The sequence below is a fragment of the Ruegeria sp. S263 genome, assembly GCF_056780525.1.
In genome coordinates, this window is the sequence record NZ_CM165558.1 from 305,300 (window position 1) to 322,157 (window position 16,858).

The following is a 16,858-nucleotide window of genomic DNA, read 5'->3' on the forward strand; positions in this document are numbered from 1 at the left end:
CGATGACGATCTGGAACCTCGGCTCGATCAACGCGGACATGATTTACGACGTACCGCACCTTCCCGGGCCGGGGGAGACGCTCTCGGCCAACCGTTTGGATCGTTTTCTGGGCGGCAAAGGCGCGAACATGTCCGTGGCGGCGGCGCGGGCCGGGGCGCAGGTGTCGCATGTTGGGGCCGTGGGGTCGGATGGGCGCTGGGCGTTGGATCGTTTGACGGAATATGGCGTGGACACACGCCATATCGCCCAGGTCGACGTGCCGACAGGTCACGCCATCATTGCCGTGGATGCCGAAGGTGAGAACAACATCATCCTGTTTCAGGGGGCGAACCACGCAATCTCGCAGGATCAGTTGGGGCAGGCGCTGTCTTCAGCTTCGCGCGGTGATTTGCTGGTGATGCAGAACGAAACCAATCTTCAGGTTGAGGCCGCGAAGATGGGTCGTGAGATGGGTTTGACTGTCTGCTATGCCGCAGCCCCGTTTCAGGCCGATGCGGTGCAGGCCGTGCTGTCCTATCTGGATTTCCTGATATTGAACGAAGTTGAGGCCGATCAACTGCGTCAAGCCACCGGTCAATCGGTCTCGGATTTGAAGGTCGAGCATGTAATTGTCACCTTGGGATCAAAAGGCGCGCGGTACCATCATCGCGCTGCGACGTCGGATTTCCCGGCCTATAAAGTGCAGCCTGTGGATACGACCGGCGCGGGGGATACCTTTACCGGCTATGTTCTGGCCGGGATGGATCGAGGGATGCGGATCCCGCAGGCGATTTCCCAAGCAAACCGTGCCGCGGCCCTGATGGTCACGCGGCACGGTACAGCAGATGTCATCCCGGATTTGAAAGAGGTCCGGGACGCGAAGCTCGATTAGGATCCGGCAAATGGCGCGTCGCCGCCCCAAAGTTGCTTGACACGGGCGTCCCGGCCGCAGGCTTTGCGGTAAGCCTTGTATGCGCTGTGTTGGCGTTTGGGGCCAAACCGCGTGAGAACCAGCTTGGACCCTTTGTAGTAATCCTGATGATATGCGTCGGCAGGATAGAACGTGCCAGCCTGCAGGATCGGCGTAACCACGGTCTGCCCCAGCGCACGTTGTGCATCTGCCTTGGCCTGTTCAGCAGACGCTTTTTCGCCTGCATTAGAGACAAAAATGGCGGTTCTATAGCTATCCCCCCGATCACAGAACTGCCCTCCGGCATCGGTAGGGTCTACGGACCGGAAAAAGAGGTTCAACAGCGTTTCACGGGAAACGACCGATGGGTCAAAGGTGATCTGGACGGCTTCGTAATGACCGGTGCCCCCTTTGGAGACCTGATCATACGTAGGGCTTGCGGTTTTGCCGCCGGTAAATCCGGAAACTGCCCCTGTCACACCTTTCACGGATTCAAAGTCGGATTCGACACACCAGAAACACCCGCCGGCTACCGTCAGGGTTTCGGTTCCCGCGGCGGGTGCCGGGGTCGCTCGCAACAGAGCGGCAATTGCGATCAAAGTAAAAAGAAGCGTCGGTTTGACGTAGTCGAGATAAGCGATGCGGGTCATGGCAGGTCTCCTTCTGAGATTAAGCTGCCTTGTCTTTTTGCCCGACGCAATCACCTGACATCGTTTGTCACGCGCTGGTGAGAGGAGTTTATCCGAGCAACTGCCCTAGTTTCATCGCAACGCCCATATTTCCCGAAATCTTGAGCTTGCCCAAAGCCACTCCTGTCATCGGGTTCAGCTTGCCGGTCAGCAGTTTGGTCAGGTTCTTCTGCGAAATACGGATGGTGCAGTCGGTTTCCCGATCCTGTGTGGTGGCCTGATTGTCAGACAGGACGATCACACCGTCATCGCCGCAATCGAACTTCAACGAGCCTTCGAAGCTTTTGCCAACCAGGTTTTTCTGAATGTCGTCCGCAATTGACTGCAACATGGTATCTCTCCTCGGTTGACCTGTGCGTAAGGCTAAACCGGTTAGCCAGGCAAGGATGACCCCACGAGAACCACTGCCTACGACCCCTGCAAAAGCTGGACAGTGCGTTCGCACCGCTGACCGTCATAGAATGCGTCCAGAACGGCAAGAAATTCCGGCGGGGCATCGGGTACGGATGAGAACAGCGTCATGCAAGACCGCAACTTCTTGCCATCTATCCCGCCCAGAATGTCCGTGGCATCGCGGCCCTTGTGCAGCAGCATCAACTGCGCTGTTTCTATCAGGCGTTTGCGCAGTTCTGGGTGATCCAGATAGGCGGTCGCCTCGTCCAGATCTTCAATGCCGTAGAGCTGCGCCATGTCGGACCGGCCAAGCGCGGCCAGTTGCGGAAAGACGAACCACATCCAGTGGCTGGTTTTCTGCCCCTGCTTCAACTCGCGCAGGACGTCGGACCAAACCGTGTCCTGCGCTTCGATGAACAGATCAAGCTCATCACCGATGCCGTCGTCTTCGGTCACTTGGACAAACGCTTGTCGCGGGCTGCCAGCAGTTTAAGACGCAGGGCGTTCAACTGGATAAAGCCCGCCGCATCTGTCTGGTCATACGCACCCGCGTCTTCCTCGAAGGTGACGTGCGCCTCGGAGTAGAGCGAGTGATCCGACCAGCGGCCCACGGTCGAGGCCAGACCTTTGTACAGTTTCACCCGCACGGCGCCGGTTACGTGTTCCTGGCTCTTGTCGATGGCCGCTTGCAGCATTTCGCGTTCGGGCGAGTACCAGAAGCCGTTATAGATCAACTCAGCATATTGCGGCATCAACTGGTCTTTCAGGTGCATCGCGCCGCGGTCCATGGTGATGGATTCAATGCCACGGTGCGCTTCCAGCAGGATGGTGCCGCCGGGCGTTTCGTAGATACCGCGCGACTTCATGCCAACAAAACGGCCTTCGACCAGGTCCAGACGGCCAATGCCGTGCTTACCGCCATATTCGTTCAGTTTGGTCAGGATGGTGGCCGGGCTCATCGCTTCGCCATTGATGCTGACTGCGTCGCCTTTTTCAAAGCCGATTTCGATGAATTCGGGTTCGTTCGGCGCATCTTCGGGGTGGACGGTGCGCTGATAGACGTAATCCGGCGCCATATCGGCGGGGTCTTCCAGAACCTTACCCTCGGACGAGGTATGCAGCAGGTTCGCATCGACCGAGAACGGAGCCTCACCGCGTTTGTCCTTAGCAATCGGAATCTGGTTCTGTTCGGCGAATTCCAACAGCTTGGTGCGGCTGGTCAAATCCCATTCCCGCCACGGCGCGATGACCTTGATGTCAGGGTTTAGAGCATAGGCTGCCAATTCGAAACGAACCTGGTCGTTGCCCTTGCCGGTTGCGCCGTGGGCCACGGCATCGGCACCGGTTTCAGCCGCGATCTCAACCAGACGTTTCGAGATCAGCGGGCGCGCAATGGACGTACCCAGCAGGTACAGACCTTCGTACTGCGCATTGGCGCGGAACATGGGGAAGACGAAATCGCGGACGAATTCCTCGCGGATATCTTCGATATAGATGTTCTCGGGCTTGATCCCCAGCAGTTCGGCCTTCTGGCGGGCAGGCTCCAGTTCCTCACCCTGACCCAGATCGGCGGTGAAGGTGACGACCTCACAGCCATACTCGGTCTGCAACCATTTCAGAATGATCGAGGTATCAAGGCCACCGGAATAGGCCAGAACAACTTTCTTGGGCGCGGACATCTGACTTCCCTTTATGCGTAGAACGATTGGCCCCTAACGGGTTTTGAAAGCGGGGGCAAGTTATCTGCGTTGACGCAGGCAGCGATTTCAGGTGAAACGGACGGATAGAGAACAAGGATTGGTTGAAAGGGCAGTTTTTACGATGTTGGGCTGGCAGATTTTTGTGCATTCCGTGCGAATGGTTTTTGGAAATATTAAGTAGGTTCTGCAAGTTACCTTTGGGCCGGCACTTGCGGCAACCGCCGCCATCGTCGCGCTGTTTATGGTTCTGGATATACCCTGGGATCAGCTTGATCCGGAAAGCGGTACCTTGCCACCGGGAACGTCATACGGATCGCTGGTGTTCTTCGTCGCAAGCGTGGCCATCGTGGGAATAATCACGATGTTCTGGATCGCCGTGTCCTGGCATCGTTTTATCCTGCTGGAAGAATACCCCCACGGTATTTTTCCGACTTTCCGGTTTGACAGGATTCTCGCGTATTTTGGGCGCGTGTTGCTGTTGGGCCTGCTGATGGGCCTTGCCTTCTTGCCGCTAAGCATGGTTATGGCCGCGATGGGAGCTGGCGCACTGACTTTGGTGGTAATGGTCGCTTTCGCCTTTTTTCTGATCGTTGCATTCTATCGCCTTTCGATCATTCTGCCAGCGGCTGCGATTGGCCATCCAGTAACGCTTGGGGATGCGTGGAACAGCACACAAGGAATGGGCGGTGCAATCATCCTGCTTCTTATCGTGAACTTTCTGTTTCAGTTTCTGGTGCAGCTTGCGTTCACCGCGCTCGCGTTTATTCCCTTGCTGGGCATCTTGCTGACCCTGTTCTTCGGTACTTTGGTGTTGCCACTGATCAACGTCAGTATTTTGACCACGATGTTCGGTGTGTTCATCGAAAAGCGCGAACTGACCTAGCCGCTCGTACACATATGTATTCCTTGCGCTTTCGGCGGTGATGCGGCAGTGAAACCGTCATGAGTGACTTCATGACCCGTGCCCGCGCCGCCGAACAGGAAATGCGATTGGTTTTTCCGCCGACGCCCTTGCAGCGGAATGCCCACCTGTCTGACCGCTATGGGGCTGATATCTGGCTCAAGCGTGAAGACCTCAGCCCGGTGCGGTCATATAAAATTCGCGGTGCGTTCAACGCCATGCGCAAGCAAAAGGGGTATGACCTTTTCGTCTGCGCCAGCGCAGGCAATCATGCGCAGGGTGTGGCGTTCATGTGCAAACACCTGAACGTGCGCGGTGTGATCTTCATGCCGGTGACAACGCCGCAGCAGAAAATTCAAAAAACCCGCATCTTCGGCGGCGACAATATCGAGGTTCATCTGTCCGGAGACTATTTCGATGATACTCTGGCAGCGGCGCAACAGTGGTGTGCGCAGCAGGGCGGTTATTTTCTGTCACCCTTCGATGATGAGGACGTAATCGAGGGGCAGGCGTCCCTTGCGGTTGAGATCGAAGAGCAACTGGGCCGCGTCCCAGACCACGTCATCCTGCCGGTTGGGGGTGGAGGAATGTCATCAGGTGTGGCGACGTGGTTTGGCGATCGAACGCATTGCCTGTTTGTCGAGCCCAAAGGTGGGGCGTGCCTGCATGCGGCGATGGCGGCGGGTCACCCGGTTTCGCTGGACCACGTAGACAATTTCGTTGACGGCGCCGCGGTTGGTCGGATTGGTGCCAAGCCGTTTGAATTGCTCAAGTCACGCCATCTTTCGGATGTGTTGGTCCTGTCCGAAGATCGCATCTGTGCCACGATGATTGAAATGCTGAATGTCGAAGGCATTGTTCTGGAACCTGCGGGTGCTCTTGCGGTTGAGGCGGTTGCCGATGTGCAAAGCTTCATTCGCGGCAAGACCGTGGTTTGCGTCACCTCGGGCGGGAATTTCGATTTTGAGCGTCTGCCCGAAGTGAAAGAGCGGGCGCAGCGCTACTCGGGCGTGAAGAAGTACTTTATTCTGCGCTTGCCGCAGCGTCCCGGCGCGTTGAAGGAATTCCTGAATATCCTCGGCCCGGATGACGATATTGCCCGATTTGAGTATATGAAGAAATCCGCGCGCAATTTCGGCTCGGTCCTGATTGGTATCGAAACCCGGAAGCCCGAGAATTTTGCACGTCTTTTCGCGCATCTGGACGAAGCGGGGTTTACCTATACCGACATAACAGACGACGAAACGCTGGCGCAGTTTGTCATCTAAGTCAGGTTCTGCGCCTTTTCGGTCAAGAAACGGGCGCGAGATTCTTCAAATGCGGTCAGAATTTCAGGCAGGTTGACTTCGACCGCTTGGCCAGAGGCCGCCGACCGCTCACCGTCCTGGCACAGCCTTGAGAAGTGGTCAAACCCAAGGCTCAGGGCGCTGCCTTTGAGAAAATGCAGGTTTTGTTCCAAGTCTTTCCGCAACGTGTCATGTTCCAGTCGGTCGATCGCTTCTTGCACTTCGTCCAGAAAGATCTGAACGACCTCGTCAAACTCGGCGCTGCCCACTTCGTTCCGCAACTGATTGACCCTGGACCAGTTGATCATGCCCGAAATCTCCAAAACAAAACCGCGACATGATTTTGGTAGCGTTGTACCGGTAAAGGGCAGGTTAAGCGACGCAAAAATAAACCTTCACCTGATGTTAAACAGCCGAAGCCTACAGTCTTTTTGCGCGGGGGGTGCAGCTAGGGAGCAGAGGATTCGGGTGGCAGAGGTCAGTCAAGCAGAAGCCAGGTCAGAGTTGGATTTTGGAGTGATCCAGAAGGTGCTTGTCGTAGATGACAGCCGACTTCAGCGGCGCATTCTTGTGGCCTCGCTCAAGAAATGGGGGTTTCAGGTTCTTGAGGCGGATAATGGCGCTGCCGCGCTGGAAATCTGCGCAAAGGAATCGCCGGACCTGGTCCTGAGCGATTGGGTCATGCCGGGGATGAGCGGCCTGGAATTCTGTCGGGCATTTCGGTCGTTGAATCGAGAGGTGTACAGCTATTTCATCCTGCTAACCTCCAAGAGCGAAAAGCAAGAGGTCGCGCGCGGGCTGGACGCCGGGGCAGACGACTTTCTGATTAAGCCGCTCGAGGCGGACGAACTGCGAGCCCGTATTTCAGCAGGCGCCCGAATTCTGGATATGCAGCGCGAGTTGTCCGAGAAAAATCGCCTGATTGAATCAGCGTTGGAAGACCTGAAGCTGGCGCATGACGCCATCGACAAAGACCTGATGCAGGCCCGCAAGATTCAGGAATCTCTGGTGCCGGAACTGACGCGCAGCTTCGGGAATTCCCGAGTCAGCCTGTTGCTGAAACCCTGCGGTCACATCGGCGGCGATCTTGTCGGCATGTTCTCACCCGGTGTGAACAGGTTGGGATTTTATAGCATTGATGTGTCGGGCCACGGCATCACCTCGGCCATGATGACAGCGCGGCTGGGCGGGTATCTGTCCAGCAAGCATTTCGATCAGAATGTAGCGATGGAAAAGCGGTTCGATAAATTCTATGCGCTGTTGCAGCCCGAGAAGGTCGCCGAGACCCTAAATTCCCGATTGATGGCGGATGCCGGGATCGAAGAATACTTTACCATGGTCTATGGGATCATCGACCTGCGCAACGGGCACTTGAAAATGGTGCAGGCGGGCCATCCCCACCCATTGGTGCTTCGTCAGGATGGAGGAACTGCGTTTCTGGGCGAAGGCGGGCTGCCGATCGGGTTGTTGCCGGACGTGTCTTTTCAGCGGATTGAAACCTATATGAACCCCGGCGACAGGCTTCTTTTGTATTCCGACGGCTTTACGGAATGCACAATGGCGGATGGGCAATTGCTTGAAGAAGAAGGGCTGCGTCAAATGGCGATCAAATGCACCAAGGGTGCCGCAGGGTCCGATTTTCTTGACAACATCTTTCGAGACCTGACCCAAGCCATGGCCCCCGGCAGCAGCATAGGTGACGATGTCTCGGCCGTATTTTTCGAATACGGAGGGCCCTAGAGCGTATCCAAATGCAAACTGGCGAAATGACGGTCGCCGCCATTGCCCAACATCTCAACCGCGTCTGCAGTATCCATCCACAACGCTTCGTGAAACGGTTCGGTCGGGGCGCCGATATTGCGGACGGGACGAGCGCGGTAGATCAGACAGACCTTTTCTGCCCATAAGTCATATTCCGGCATATAGGTGAACCGGCGAAATGCGCCGACACGACGTGGATTGGCCACCAGCCAGCCTGTTTCTTCGAAAACCTCTCGGTGAAGGGCCGTTATAGGCGATTCGCCGGGATCAATACCGCCGCCGGGCAATTGCAGATCAGGGCCGGGTTCCATCTGACAAGTCAGCAAAAGGTGCCGACCCCGGGGCAGCAACGCGTAAACGCCGACCCTTCGTATGTATTTACGACCCGCTTGTGGGGTTTCACCGAACCGTCTGATCATGTATTGCCCCTTACAACCCGAATTGTTCGACCTATATGCTGGCGGTATGCCAACCTGTGGCGTGTAAGGAAACCCCATGTCTCTTGGAACCAAAATCGCGTGGGACGATACCGTCCTGCCCTTTCAACTCGATGTATCGGACATGCGTGGCCGCGTGGCCCGTCTGGACGGGGTGCTGGATGGCATCCTGAAACAACACGACTATCCCGAAAAGGTCGAGGCTCTGGTCGCTGAGATGGCCCTGCTGACCGCGTTGATCGGTCAGACGGTGTCATTGCGCTGGAAGCTGTCCCTTCAGGTACAGTCCAAGGGCGCCGTTCGCATGATTGCCACCGATTACTATGCGCCCACCGAAGAAGGCGAACCGGCGCGCATTCGGGCTTATGCCAGCTTTGATCGGGACAGGCTGACCGATGCCAGCCCGTTCGATCAGGTGGGCGAAGGGTATTTTGCGATCATGATCGACCAGGGCGAAGGTACGCATCCCTATCAAGGGATCACTCCCTTGGCCGGCGGGTCGCTCAGCGCCTGTGCCGAAGCCTATTTTGCCCAGTCCGAGCAGTTGCCGACACGGTTCTCGCTGAGTTTTGGAAAATCGACCGAACCGGGCGTTGGCGAACATTGGCGCGCGGGCGGGATCATGCTGCAGCATATGCCCAAAGCCTCGCCGTTTGCGGCAACGGGCGAAGGCACCGGAGACATTCTGACCGCCAGCGATCTGGTCGATGGCGAGGAAGGTGAAAACTGGGGCCGCGTGAATATCCTGCTGGATACGGTCGAGGATCTGGAACTGATCGGCCCGTCAACCGCGCCGACCGACTTGCTGGTGCGCTTGTTTCACGAAGAACAGCCCCGCGTCTATGACGCCCAGCCGGTGCAATTCGGATGTACCTGCTCTGAAGATCGCGTGCGGCAGAGCCTGTCGATCTATTCGGCGAAGGACATTGAAAAGATGACGACGCCCGAGGGCAAAGTCACCGCAGACTGCCAGTTCTGCGGCGCGCATTACGTGCTGGATCCCGGCACCGTCGGTTTTGATGCTGACCGGCCCTGATCCGACAGACGTGCTGCGGGCGGCGCTGAGCCGCCCCGGCGACGGGTCAAGTGATTTTGACCTGAACCCCGACACTGTATTGCCGGAAGGTCGGAAGCTGCGCCCGGCGGGGGTTCTGGTTCCGGTTTCCGTTGTCGGAAACACTCCGCGTGTGATCCTGACCAAGCGTTCGTCAGCGCTTAAACATCATCCGGGTCAGATTGCCTTTCCGGGCGGCAAGCAGGACAAAGGTGACGCCGATGTCACGGCCACCGCCCTGCGTGAGGCGCAGGAGGAGATCGGTTTGCCTCCGGACCTGCCGGACATTCTGGGCCATTTGCCGACCCATGAGACAGTGACATCCTTCACGGTCACCCCGGTACTCGCCATTCTGCGGGACAGGTTTCAACCGGTACCGGAACCGGGCGAAGTGGATGAGGTGTTTTCGGTCCCGCTGGCGCATGTCCTTGATCCCGCAAACTACATTATTGAGTCGCGTCGCTGGCGGGGTCACAAACGGTATTATTTTACGGTGCCGTTCGGTCCCTATTATATTTGGGGCGCGACGGCCCGCATGCTACGGGGTCTGGCCGCGCGGGTGAGCGAATGACGCAAATTTCCGAAAGCTGGGTTTCCGATCCGGCGACACAAAAGGTTTGCGCGGTGTTGACGGACGGCGGGGCGCAGGCGCTGTTTGTCGGTGGCTGTGTGCGAAATGCGCTTTTGGGCGCGGCCGTGTCCGATATCGACATTGCGACGGACGCCCGCCCGCAGCAGGTTGTCGAGCTTGCGCAAAACGCGGGGCTGAAAGCGATCCCAACCGGGATTGATCATGGAACGATCACGGTGGTCTGTGATGGCGTCCCGCATGAGATCACCACCTTCCGCCGTGACATCGAAACTGATGGCCGCCGCGCGGTTGTGGCGTTCTCGGACAATATCCAAGAGGACGCGGCACGCCGGGACTTCACCATGAACGCACTTTATGCGCAGCCTGACGGGACGGTATTGGATCCGCTGAATGGCCTGCCGGATTTGCGGGCACGGCGGGTGCGCTTCATCGGAACCGCAGAACACCGCATCCGTGAAGATTACCTGCGGTCTTTGCGCTATTTTCGGTTCCACGCTTGGTATGGTGATGCAGAGGCTGGGTTTGACGCGGATGCTCTGGCGGCGATTGCGTCCAATTTGGACGGATTGTCGGATTTGTCCCGCGAACGTGTCGGGGCCGAGCTTTTGAAATTGCTGGGTGCCCCCGATCCTGCACCCTCTGTCGCGGCCATGCGCAGCGTCGGCGTTCTGGCGCAACTTGTGCCGGGTGCAGATGATCGGGCCCTTGCGCCACTGATTATGTTGGAGCAGCAGGCAGGAGCCGCACCAGATCCCATCCGGCGGCTCGCCGCGATTGCGACGCCCGAAATTGCAAAGACCCTGCGCCTGAGCAAGGCGCAGCTTCAGCGACTTACTCAGATGCGGGATGAGGCAAGCGGGAACGCGTCTACCGCAGAGCTTGGGTTCCGATATGGCGAGGAAAGCGGTCTGCACAAAGTGCTTCTGAGATGCGCCTTTTTCGAACAGCCCTGGTCCGAGGAGATGCGCACCGACCTTCACGCCGGGGCCAAAGCCGAATTTCCAATCACCGCGTCAGACCTGATCCCCGAATTCACCGGCCCCGCGCTGGGCCGGAAACTGGCCGAGCTTGAGGCCCGCTGGATTGCTTCGGGTTTCGTGCTGACCCGCGACGATTTGCTGAGCGGCTGAGGCGTAGTCTCAAAAAGGGATGACAAGTCGCAGTCTTTGTGCTTACGTTCGCCTGTCACTTAAATGGAGGGATGCGAATGTATTACGGGATCTGGTTCGGCTAAAGCCGGGACACCTTGACCCGTAGGGGTGGTGTTCTAGCGCCATCTTTCTTCGCATGACCAATTTTCTGCTCAATCGGAGCACTCTCCATGTTTCGCTTTTTCGAAAACCTCGTTGACCCTTTTGTCGCCTACAAGGAATCTGACACGCCGCCCACGCGGTTGTGGCCATTCATGTTGGAATACTCCAAGCCGTTCTATCGGGTATTCTTCTGGGCGGGGCTGATTTCAGTCATCGTAGCGGCAGTTGAGGTCGGGCTGATCTACTATATGGGTCGCGTAGTTGACCTGTTGACCGGACCGCCGGCCGAGGTGTGGAAGGCCCACGGGACTGAAATGATCCTGATGGCCCTTTTTGTCCTTTTGCTGCGGCCCATGTTGCATGTCGTGGATGTGCTGTTGTTGAACAACACGATTCTGCCGAACTTTGGCACCCTTATCCGCTGGCGCGCGCATAAACATGTGCTGCGTCAGTCCGTGGGCTGGTTCGAGAATGACTTTGCGGGCCGCATCGCCAACCGGATCATGCAAACGCCCCCGGCAGCGGGCGAGGCGGTGTTTCAGGTCTTTGACGCGATCTCTTTCTCGCTGGCCTATTTGATCGGGGCGGCGGTGCTGCTTTTGGCGGCTGATCCGCGCCTTTTGCTGCCACTGCTGGTCTGGTTTGTCCTGTATGGATTGCTGGTTCGTTGGACGGTTGCTCGGGTAGGTCCCGCGTCGCAGGCGGCGTCCGATGCGCGGTCTGCCGTGACGGGGCGGGTGGTCGACAGCTACACCAACATCCACTCGGTCAAGATGTTTGCCCATGACGCGCAGGAACTGGACTATGCCCGCGAAGCCATCGAAGAAACACGCCGAACCTTTCAGATCGAGATGCGGATCTTCACCATCATGGATGCGGTTCTGGTCACGCTGAACGGTCTGCTGATCGTTGGCGTTGTCGGATGGGCGATCGCCCTGTGGATGCAAGGCAGCGCCTCGGTCGGGGTGGTTGCGGCTGCTACCGCTTTGACCCTGCGGCTGAACGCGATGACTGGCTGGATCATGTGGGCGCTGACCAGCTTTTTCCGTCAGCTTGGTGTTGTGGCCGAGGGGATGCAGACGATTGCGCAACCCATTGATCTGTTGGATTTGCCCGGCGCCAAACCGTTGCAATTGTCCAATGGTCAGATCGACATTCGCGATCTGTCCCACCATTACGGGCGCAAGACCGGGGGTTTGGACCACATCAATCTGACCATTCAGCCGGGTGAAAAGATCGGTCTGATCGGGCGGTCCGGGGCCGGGAAATCGACCCTAGTAAAGCTGCTTTTGCGGTTTTACGACGTCGAGCAGGGTGCGATCCTGATCGACGGTCAGAACATCGCGCAGGTCACGCAGGACAGTTTGCGCAGTCATATCGGCATGGTGCAACAAGACAGCGCGCTGCTGCACCGCTCGGTCCGAGATAACATCCTCTATGGTCGTCCTGACGCGACCGAGGCTCAGATGATCGCCGCTGCCAAACAGGCCGAAGCGCATGAGTTCATCCTTGATCTGCAAGACCCACAAGGGCGCACGGGCTATGACGCGCATGTGGGTGAGCGGGGCGTTAAACTGTCTGGCGGGCAACGTCAGCGGGTGGCCTTGGCGCGCGTGATCCTGAAGGATGCGCCGATCCTGCTGTTGGATGAAGCGACATCTGCTCTAGATTCCGAGGTTGAAGCTTCGATACAGGAAACTCTTTACGGCATGATGCAAGGTAAAACCGTGATCGCCATTGCCCACCGGCTGAGTACCATTGCCCAGATGGACCGCATTCTGGTCATGGACGACGGAAGAATTGTAGAGCAAGGCGGCCATGCCGAGCTGTTGTCCCATGGTGGGCTTTACGCCCAGTTCTGGGCGCGGCAATCTGGGGGCTTCCTGAACCCGGAGGCCGCGGAATGAGGATCGCCGACCTCATAAATCCGTTCAAAAACATCGAAACGCCCCCGCCGCAAACACTGGGGGCGTTCATTCGCTGGTGCTTGTCCGGCGCGTGGCCCATGCTGTTTGTCGCGGCCTTCTTTTCCGCAACCGCTGGCGCGATGGAGGCCGGAACTGCCTGGATTCTGGGATTGGTGGTCGACATTGCAACCGCAGGCGGGCCCGAGAACTTTCTGACCGCTAGCAACATGTGGATGATACTCGGCGCAGTTGCCTTTTTCATGCTGTTGCGCCCGGCATTGTTCGGGTTGTCCTCACTGTCGAACAATTACATCGTAATGCCCAATATCACGCCGCTGGTTCTGGCCAAGCTGTACCGTTGGACATTGGGGCAGTCCGTCACCTATTTCGACGACGACTTCGCCGGACGGATCGCCCAGAAACAGATGCAAACTTCGAATGCGATGGCGTCGGTCGTGTCCGAGACCATCAGTGCGATCGTCTTTGCCCTCGCCTCGCTTGTGGGTTCGTTCCTTTTGTTAGGGTCTATTCATCCGCTTGTCATGCTACCCTTCACGGCTTGGCTCACCGTTTATTTCCTGCTTGTCCGCTGGTATCTGCCGCGCATCCGCAAACGCTCGGCCGCGCGGGCTGGGGCGCGGGCGATGGTGTCGGGGCAGGTGGTCGACACCATCACGAACATCAAGACCGTAAAGCTGTTTGCGCATTCTGCCTATGAAGATCAGGCTGCCCGCAATGCGATGGTCGACCTGCGGGAACGGTCGCTGGAGTTCGGCAGTCTTTCCGCTAGTTTCAGGTTCATTCTGATGACGCTGGCAGGTGTGCTGCCGGTTGTGCTGATGGGCGCAACGATCGGGTTGTGGCAGGCGGGAACTGCAACGGCAGGCGATATCGTTGCGGCGGGCGCAGTTTCGATCCGTATTGCCCAGATGACAGGCTGGGTCAGTTTCACGCTGATGGGCCTCTATGCGAATGTTGGTGAGATTGAGAATGGAATGATGACTCTTGCCAAACGGGACCGGATTGTGGACACAGCAAACGCGTCCGATCTGCAGGTGCAGGACGGTCGGATCGAGTTTGACCATGTCAGCTTTGCTTATGGGCGCGATGTCGGCGGTGTAAGCGATGTGAATATGACCGTATATCCGGGTGAGAAGTTGGGCATCGTCGGCGCATCCGGGGCAGGGAAGTCAACTTTGGTTTCCTTGCTATTGCGGCTCTATGACGGGGAAAAGGGCACAATTCGCATCGACGGTCAGGATGTTCGCCAAGTGACACAGGACAGCTTGCGCAGGCATATCGGGATGGTCACGCAGGAAACTGCGATGTTCAACCGCTCGGCGCGTGAAAACATCCTGTATGGCCGTCCTGATGCCACAGAAGCCGAGATGATCGCCGCGGCACAAAAGGCAGAGGCGCACGAATTTATTCTTGGCTTGCAGGACGCCCACGGTCGCACAGGATATGATGCCCATCTGGGTGAGCGTGGCGTAAAACTCAGCGGGGGACAGCGCCAGCGGATCGCCCTGGCGCGTGCGATCCTGAAAGACGCGCCGATCCTTGTATTGGATGAGGCGACATCTGCGCTGGATTCCGAGGTAGAAGCCTCGATCCAAGCCGCCCTGCACCGCGTGATGCGGGGCAAGACCGTCCTTGCGATTGCACACCGGCTTTCAACGCTGCGAGAGATGGACCGGATCATCGTGCTGGATCAGGGGCGCATTGTCGAATCCGGCACTCATGACGATCTGCTGGAACAGGGCGGCCTTTATGCACGATTCTGGCATCGTCAGTCTGGTGGCTTCATTCAAGCAGAGGCTGCGGAATAGCTTTTAGCTGATTGGCTCGGGTGGTCCGGCGGCGTTTTTATGTTCAACCCGACCGTGACGGTGTCAAAGGGGTTTTGTTGCGGGCAAAGCCCCGGTATCAGGCGGATCATGACGCAGACATTCACCATAACGCGCCTTGGTCATCAGGGGGATGGCATTGCCGAAGGCCCCGTTTTTGCACCGCGCACCTTGCCGGGTGAAGCGGTCAGCGGCACCGTTGTCGGGCAGCTTTTGACCGAGGTCCGGGTCGAAACCCCCTCGGATCAAAGGGTCAAGGCGCTGTGCCGCCACTACAAGTCTTGTGGTGGATGCCAACTGCAACATGCATCAGACGCATTTGTCGCCGACTGGAAGGTCGAAATTGTGCGCAAGGCGCTGGATGCGCAGGGGATCGAAGCGGACATGCGCCCGATCCATACCTCACCCGAACGGTCCCGGCGTCGGGCAACCGTTGCTGTGCGGCGCACGAAAAAGGGCACTTTGGCTGGGTTCCATGGCCGCGCATCCGATACGATTTCCGAAATCCCGGATTGCCATTTGCTGCATCCCGACCTGATCGCCGCGATCCCGGTGGCCGAGGCGTTGGCCCTGCTGGGGGGCAGCCGAAAAGGGGTTCTGGCTGTGACGCTGACCCTGTCCGAGGGTGGTCTGGACGTGGCAGTCAAAGGCGGCAAGCCATTGGACGGCCCGCTTGAGCTGGCCCTTGCGCAGGCGACCGAACACCATGGTCTTGCACGGCTCAGTTGGGATGACGAGGTTATCGCCACGCGGCAGCAGCCGGTTCAACGCTTTGGGACGGCCGAAGTCGTACCTCCGCCCGGCGCGTTTCTGCAGGCCACCAAGGACGGCGAACAGGCTCTATTACAGGCTGTTTTGCAGGCAACCGAGGGGGCAAAGCGCGTTGTCGACCTGTTCGCAGGCAGCGGTACCTTTTCGCTTCCACTAGCGCAGACCGCCGAAGTTCTCGCAGTGGAAGGCGAGGCCGACATGTCGGCCACGCTGGATCAGGGGTGGCGCAAGGCTAAAGGGTTGAAGCGGGTAACGACCGAGGCGCGCGACCTGTTCCGCCGACCCTTGATGCCGGATGAACTTAGGTATTTTGACGCGATCGTGCTGGACCCGCCGCGCGCAGGGGCCGAGGCGCAGGTGTCCGAGCTGGCGCAGGTAAAACGCCCAGTGATTGCTTATGTCTCTTGCAACCCGGTTACATTCGCCCGTGACGCAAAAACGCTGGTTAACGCGGGTTACACCCTTGAATGGGTACAAGTGGTTGACCAGTTTCGGTGGTCGTCACATGTCGAACTTGCCGCCCGCTTTACTCTGAACTCATAACCCTGACAGGAGAGCACCCGAATGGGGATCACCCAACGCCTGCAGACAATCATCGACGCCCCGGCTTTTGGCCATTTCATCACCGGAGTCATCCTGTTCAATGCGGTCCTGCTGGGGATGGAGACATCTCCGACCCTGATGGAGCTGGCAGGCCCGGTGATCGTGACATTGGATCAGCTATGTCTGGCCATCTTTGTTGCCGAAATCTCGATGAAGCTGATTGCCACGGGGCGGAATTTTTTCAAGAACGGGTGGAACAACTTTGATTTCCTGATTGTGAGCATCGCCCTTGTGCCCAGTGCGGGCAGCCTGTCGGTTTTGCGGGCGCTGCGTATTCTCAGGGTGCTGCGCGTGATTTCGGTTGCGCCCCGTTTGCGCCGGGTGGTCGAAGGGTTCATTTCAGCCTTGCCGGGCATGGCCAGTGTGTTCCTTCTGATGGCGATCCTGTTTTATATTGGCGCGGTGATTTCGACCAAGCTGTTCTCGGAGTCTTTCCCGGACTGGTTCGGCGATCTTGGCCTGTCAGCCTATACGCTATTCCAGATCATGACGCTGGAAAGCTGGTCGATGGGCATCGTGCGCCCGGTTATGCAGGTTTATCCCTATGCGTGGGTTTTCTTTGTGCCATTCATCATGGTCACGACCTTTGCCGTTGTGAACTTGCTGGTGGGTTTGATCGTGAACTCGATGCAAGATGCCCACCACGCCGAGGATGAGGTAAAGACCGATGCCTACCGCGATGAGGTGCTAGAGCGCCTTGAAACCATCGAACGTCGCTTAATTGAGCAGTCGAACATCAAAAAGTGATTTCAGTTTTTCGGATTTCTGGCATAA

General features: G+C 57.8%; 17 protein-coding genes. 11 read left to right on the forward strand and 6 right to left on the reverse strand.

From position 1 onward, the window contains the following. Positions 1-2 precede the first annotated feature (2 nt). Positions 3-872, forward strand: a complete 870-nt coding sequence (locus ACT2B1_RS01470) for a ribokinase (protein WP_481668432.1) — start codon at positions 3-5, stop codon at positions 870-872. On the opposite strand, the gene msrA is transcribed toward ACT2B1_RS01470, so the two are convergent. From msrA to ACT2B1_RS01490, 4 genes are all read right to left on the reverse strand, one after another. Continuing rightward, positions 869-1,540 carry a peptide-methionine (S)-S-oxide reductase MsrA gene (gene msrA, locus ACT2B1_RS01475; protein WP_171124105.1) on the reverse strand — a complete coding sequence of 224 codons (672 nt, stop codon included), beginning with the start codon at positions 1,538-1,540 and terminating at the stop codon, positions 869-871. The two genes, ACT2B1_RS01470 and msrA, sit on opposite strands and share 4 nt — an antisense overlap. An 88-nt stretch (positions 1,541-1,628) precedes the next feature. After that, positions 1,629-1,910, reverse strand: a complete 282-nt coding sequence (locus ACT2B1_RS01480; RefSeq protein WP_171123810.1) for an SCP2 sterol-binding domain-containing protein — start codon at positions 1,908-1,910, stop codon at positions 1,629-1,631. A gap of 77 nt (positions 1,911-1,987) precedes the next feature. Continuing rightward, a complete protein-coding gene (locus tag ACT2B1_RS01485) occupies positions 1,988-2,428 on the reverse strand; it encodes a DUF1810 domain-containing protein (protein WP_171240446.1) in 441 nt (146 codons plus the stop codon). Further along, positions 2,425-3,651 (reverse strand): argininosuccinate synthase, encoded by a 1,227-nt coding sequence (locus ACT2B1_RS01490; protein WP_171240445.1) that lies wholly within the window; start codon positions 3,649-3,651, stop codon positions 2,425-2,427. The genes ACT2B1_RS01485 and ACT2B1_RS01490 overlap by 4 nt, the downstream gene beginning before the upstream one ends. Positions 3,652-3,913: 262 nt before the next feature. Between ACT2B1_RS01490 and ACT2B1_RS01495 the strand changes: the two genes are divergently transcribed. Together ACT2B1_RS01495 and ilvA are read left to right on the forward strand one after the other, a co-directional pair. Beyond that, positions 3,914-4,555 (forward strand): hypothetical protein, encoded by a 642-nt coding sequence (locus ACT2B1_RS01495; RefSeq protein WP_481668433.1) that lies wholly within the window; start codon positions 3,914-3,916, stop codon positions 4,553-4,555. Between the two features lie 59 nt (positions 4,556-4,614). Then, on the forward strand, positions 4,615-5,841 hold the full coding sequence (gene ilvA, locus ACT2B1_RS01500) for a threonine ammonia-lyase IlvA (protein WP_171240444.1): 1,227 nt from the start codon (positions 4,615-4,617) through the stop codon (positions 5,839-5,841). On the opposite strand, the gene ACT2B1_RS01505 is transcribed toward ilvA, so the two are convergent. Continuing rightward, positions 5,838-6,167 carry an Hpt domain-containing protein gene (locus ACT2B1_RS01505; RefSeq protein ID WP_481668434.1) on the reverse strand — a complete coding sequence of 110 codons (330 nt, stop codon included), beginning with the start codon at positions 6,165-6,167 and terminating at the stop codon, positions 5,838-5,840. The two genes, ilvA and ACT2B1_RS01505, sit on opposite strands and share 4 nt — an antisense overlap. Before the next feature lie 208 nt (positions 6,168-6,375). On the opposite strand from ACT2B1_RS01505, the gene ACT2B1_RS01510 reads away from it, so the two are divergent. Then, positions 6,376-7,599 (forward strand): PP2C family protein-serine/threonine phosphatase, encoded by a 1,224-nt coding sequence (locus ACT2B1_RS01510; RefSeq protein WP_481668435.1) that lies wholly within the window; start codon positions 6,376-6,378, stop codon positions 7,597-7,599. Here the strand turns inward: ACT2B1_RS01510 and ACT2B1_RS01515 are convergent. Next, complete coding sequence (locus ACT2B1_RS01515) at positions 7,596-8,039, reverse strand: NUDIX hydrolase (RefSeq protein ID WP_171123821.1); 444 nt, start codon at positions 8,037-8,039, stop codon at positions 7,596-7,598. The genes ACT2B1_RS01510 and ACT2B1_RS01515 overlap by 4 nt on opposite strands. 76 nt (positions 8,040-8,115) lie before the next feature. On the opposite strand from ACT2B1_RS01515, the gene hslO reads away from it, so the two are divergent. From hslO to ACT2B1_RS01550, 7 genes are all read left to right on the forward strand, one after another. Beyond that, the gene (hslO, locus tag ACT2B1_RS01520) at positions 8,116-9,093 is read left to right on the forward strand and encodes an Hsp33 family molecular chaperone HslO (protein ID WP_171123823.1); all 978 of its coding nucleotides are present in this window, start codon (positions 8,116-8,118) and stop codon (positions 9,091-9,093) included. Then, complete coding sequence (locus ACT2B1_RS01525) at positions 9,077-9,682, forward strand: CoA pyrophosphatase (RefSeq protein WP_171212113.1); 606 nt, start codon at positions 9,077-9,079, stop codon at positions 9,680-9,682. The genes hslO and ACT2B1_RS01525 overlap by 17 nt, the downstream gene beginning before the upstream one ends. Then, entirely contained in the window at positions 9,679-10,833 is a 1,155-nt protein-coding gene (locus tag ACT2B1_RS01530) for a CCA tRNA nucleotidyltransferase (protein ID WP_171124125.1), read from the forward strand. The genes ACT2B1_RS01525 and ACT2B1_RS01530 overlap by 4 nt, the downstream gene beginning before the upstream one ends. 191 nt (positions 10,834-11,024) lie before the next feature. Beyond that, the gene (locus tag ACT2B1_RS01535) at positions 11,025-12,863 is read left to right on the forward strand and encodes an ABC transporter ATP-binding protein (protein ID WP_481668436.1); all 1,839 of its coding nucleotides are present in this window, start codon (positions 11,025-11,027) and stop codon (positions 12,861-12,863) included. Further along, positions 12,860-14,692 (forward strand): ABC transporter ATP-binding protein, encoded by a 1,833-nt coding sequence (locus tag ACT2B1_RS01540; protein WP_481668437.1) that lies wholly within the window; start codon positions 12,860-12,862, stop codon positions 14,690-14,692. Before ACT2B1_RS01535 ends, ACT2B1_RS01540 begins: the two co-directional genes overlap by 4 nt. Before the next feature lie 108 nt (positions 14,693-14,800). Further along, positions 14,801-16,024 (forward strand): class I SAM-dependent RNA methyltransferase, encoded by a 1,224-nt coding sequence (locus ACT2B1_RS01545; protein WP_481668438.1) that lies wholly within the window; start codon positions 14,801-14,803, stop codon positions 16,022-16,024. 21 nt (positions 16,025-16,045) lie between these two features. Further along, complete coding sequence (locus ACT2B1_RS01550) at positions 16,046-16,831, forward strand: ion transporter (RefSeq protein ID WP_171240436.1); 786 nt, start codon at positions 16,046-16,048, stop codon at positions 16,829-16,831. Positions 16,832-16,858: the final 27 nt, after the last annotated feature.

Coding starts and splice junctions, on each gene's coding strand:
- ACT2B1_RS01525 (WP_171212113.1), top strand. CDS start 9,077: ATGCTGACCGGCCCTGATCCGACAGACGTGCTGCGGGCGGCGCTGAGC.
- ACT2B1_RS01490 (WP_171240445.1), bottom strand. CDS start 3,651: ATGTCCGCGCCCAAGAAAGTTGTTCTGGCCTATTCCGGTGGCCTTGAT.
- ACT2B1_RS01505 (WP_481668434.1), bottom strand. CDS start 6,167: ATGATCAACTGGTCCAGGGTCAATCAGTTGCGGAACGAAGTGGGCAGC.
- ACT2B1_RS01470 (WP_481668432.1), top strand. CDS start 3: ATGACGATCTGGAACCTCGGCTCGATCAACGCGGACATGATTTACGAC.
- msrA (WP_171124105.1), bottom strand. CDS start 1,540: ATGACCCGCATCGCTTATCTCGACTACGTCAAACCGACGCTTCTTTTT.
- ACT2B1_RS01480 (WP_171123810.1), bottom strand. CDS start 1,910: ATGTTGCAGTCAATTGCGGACGACATTCAGAAAAACCTGGTTGGCAAA.
- ACT2B1_RS01530 (WP_171124125.1), top strand. CDS start 9,679: ATGACGCAAATTTCCGAAAGCTGGGTTTCCGATCCGGCGACACAAAAG.
- ilvA (WP_171240444.1), top strand. CDS start 4,615: ATGAGTGACTTCATGACCCGTGCCCGCGCCGCCGAACAGGAAATGCGA.
- ACT2B1_RS01540 (WP_481668437.1), top strand. CDS start 12,860: ATGAGGATCGCCGACCTCATAAATCCGTTCAAAAACATCGAAACGCCC.
- ACT2B1_RS01550 (WP_171240436.1), top strand. CDS start 16,046: ATGGGGATCACCCAACGCCTGCAGACAATCATCGACGCCCCGGCTTTT.
- ACT2B1_RS01545 (WP_481668438.1), top strand. CDS start 14,801: ATGACGCAGACATTCACCATAACGCGCCTTGGTCATCAGGGGGATGGC.
- ACT2B1_RS01515 (WP_171123821.1), bottom strand. CDS start 8,039: ATGATCAGACGGTTCGGTGAAACCCCACAAGCGGGTCGTAAATACATA.
- ACT2B1_RS01535 (WP_481668436.1), top strand. CDS start 11,025: ATGTTTCGCTTTTTCGAAAACCTCGTTGACCCTTTTGTCGCCTACAAG.
- hslO (WP_171123823.1), top strand. CDS start 8,116: ATGTCTCTTGGAACCAAAATCGCGTGGGACGATACCGTCCTGCCCTTT.
- ACT2B1_RS01495 (WP_481668433.1), top strand. CDS start 3,914: ATGGTTCTGGATATACCCTGGGATCAGCTTGATCCGGAAAGCGGTACC.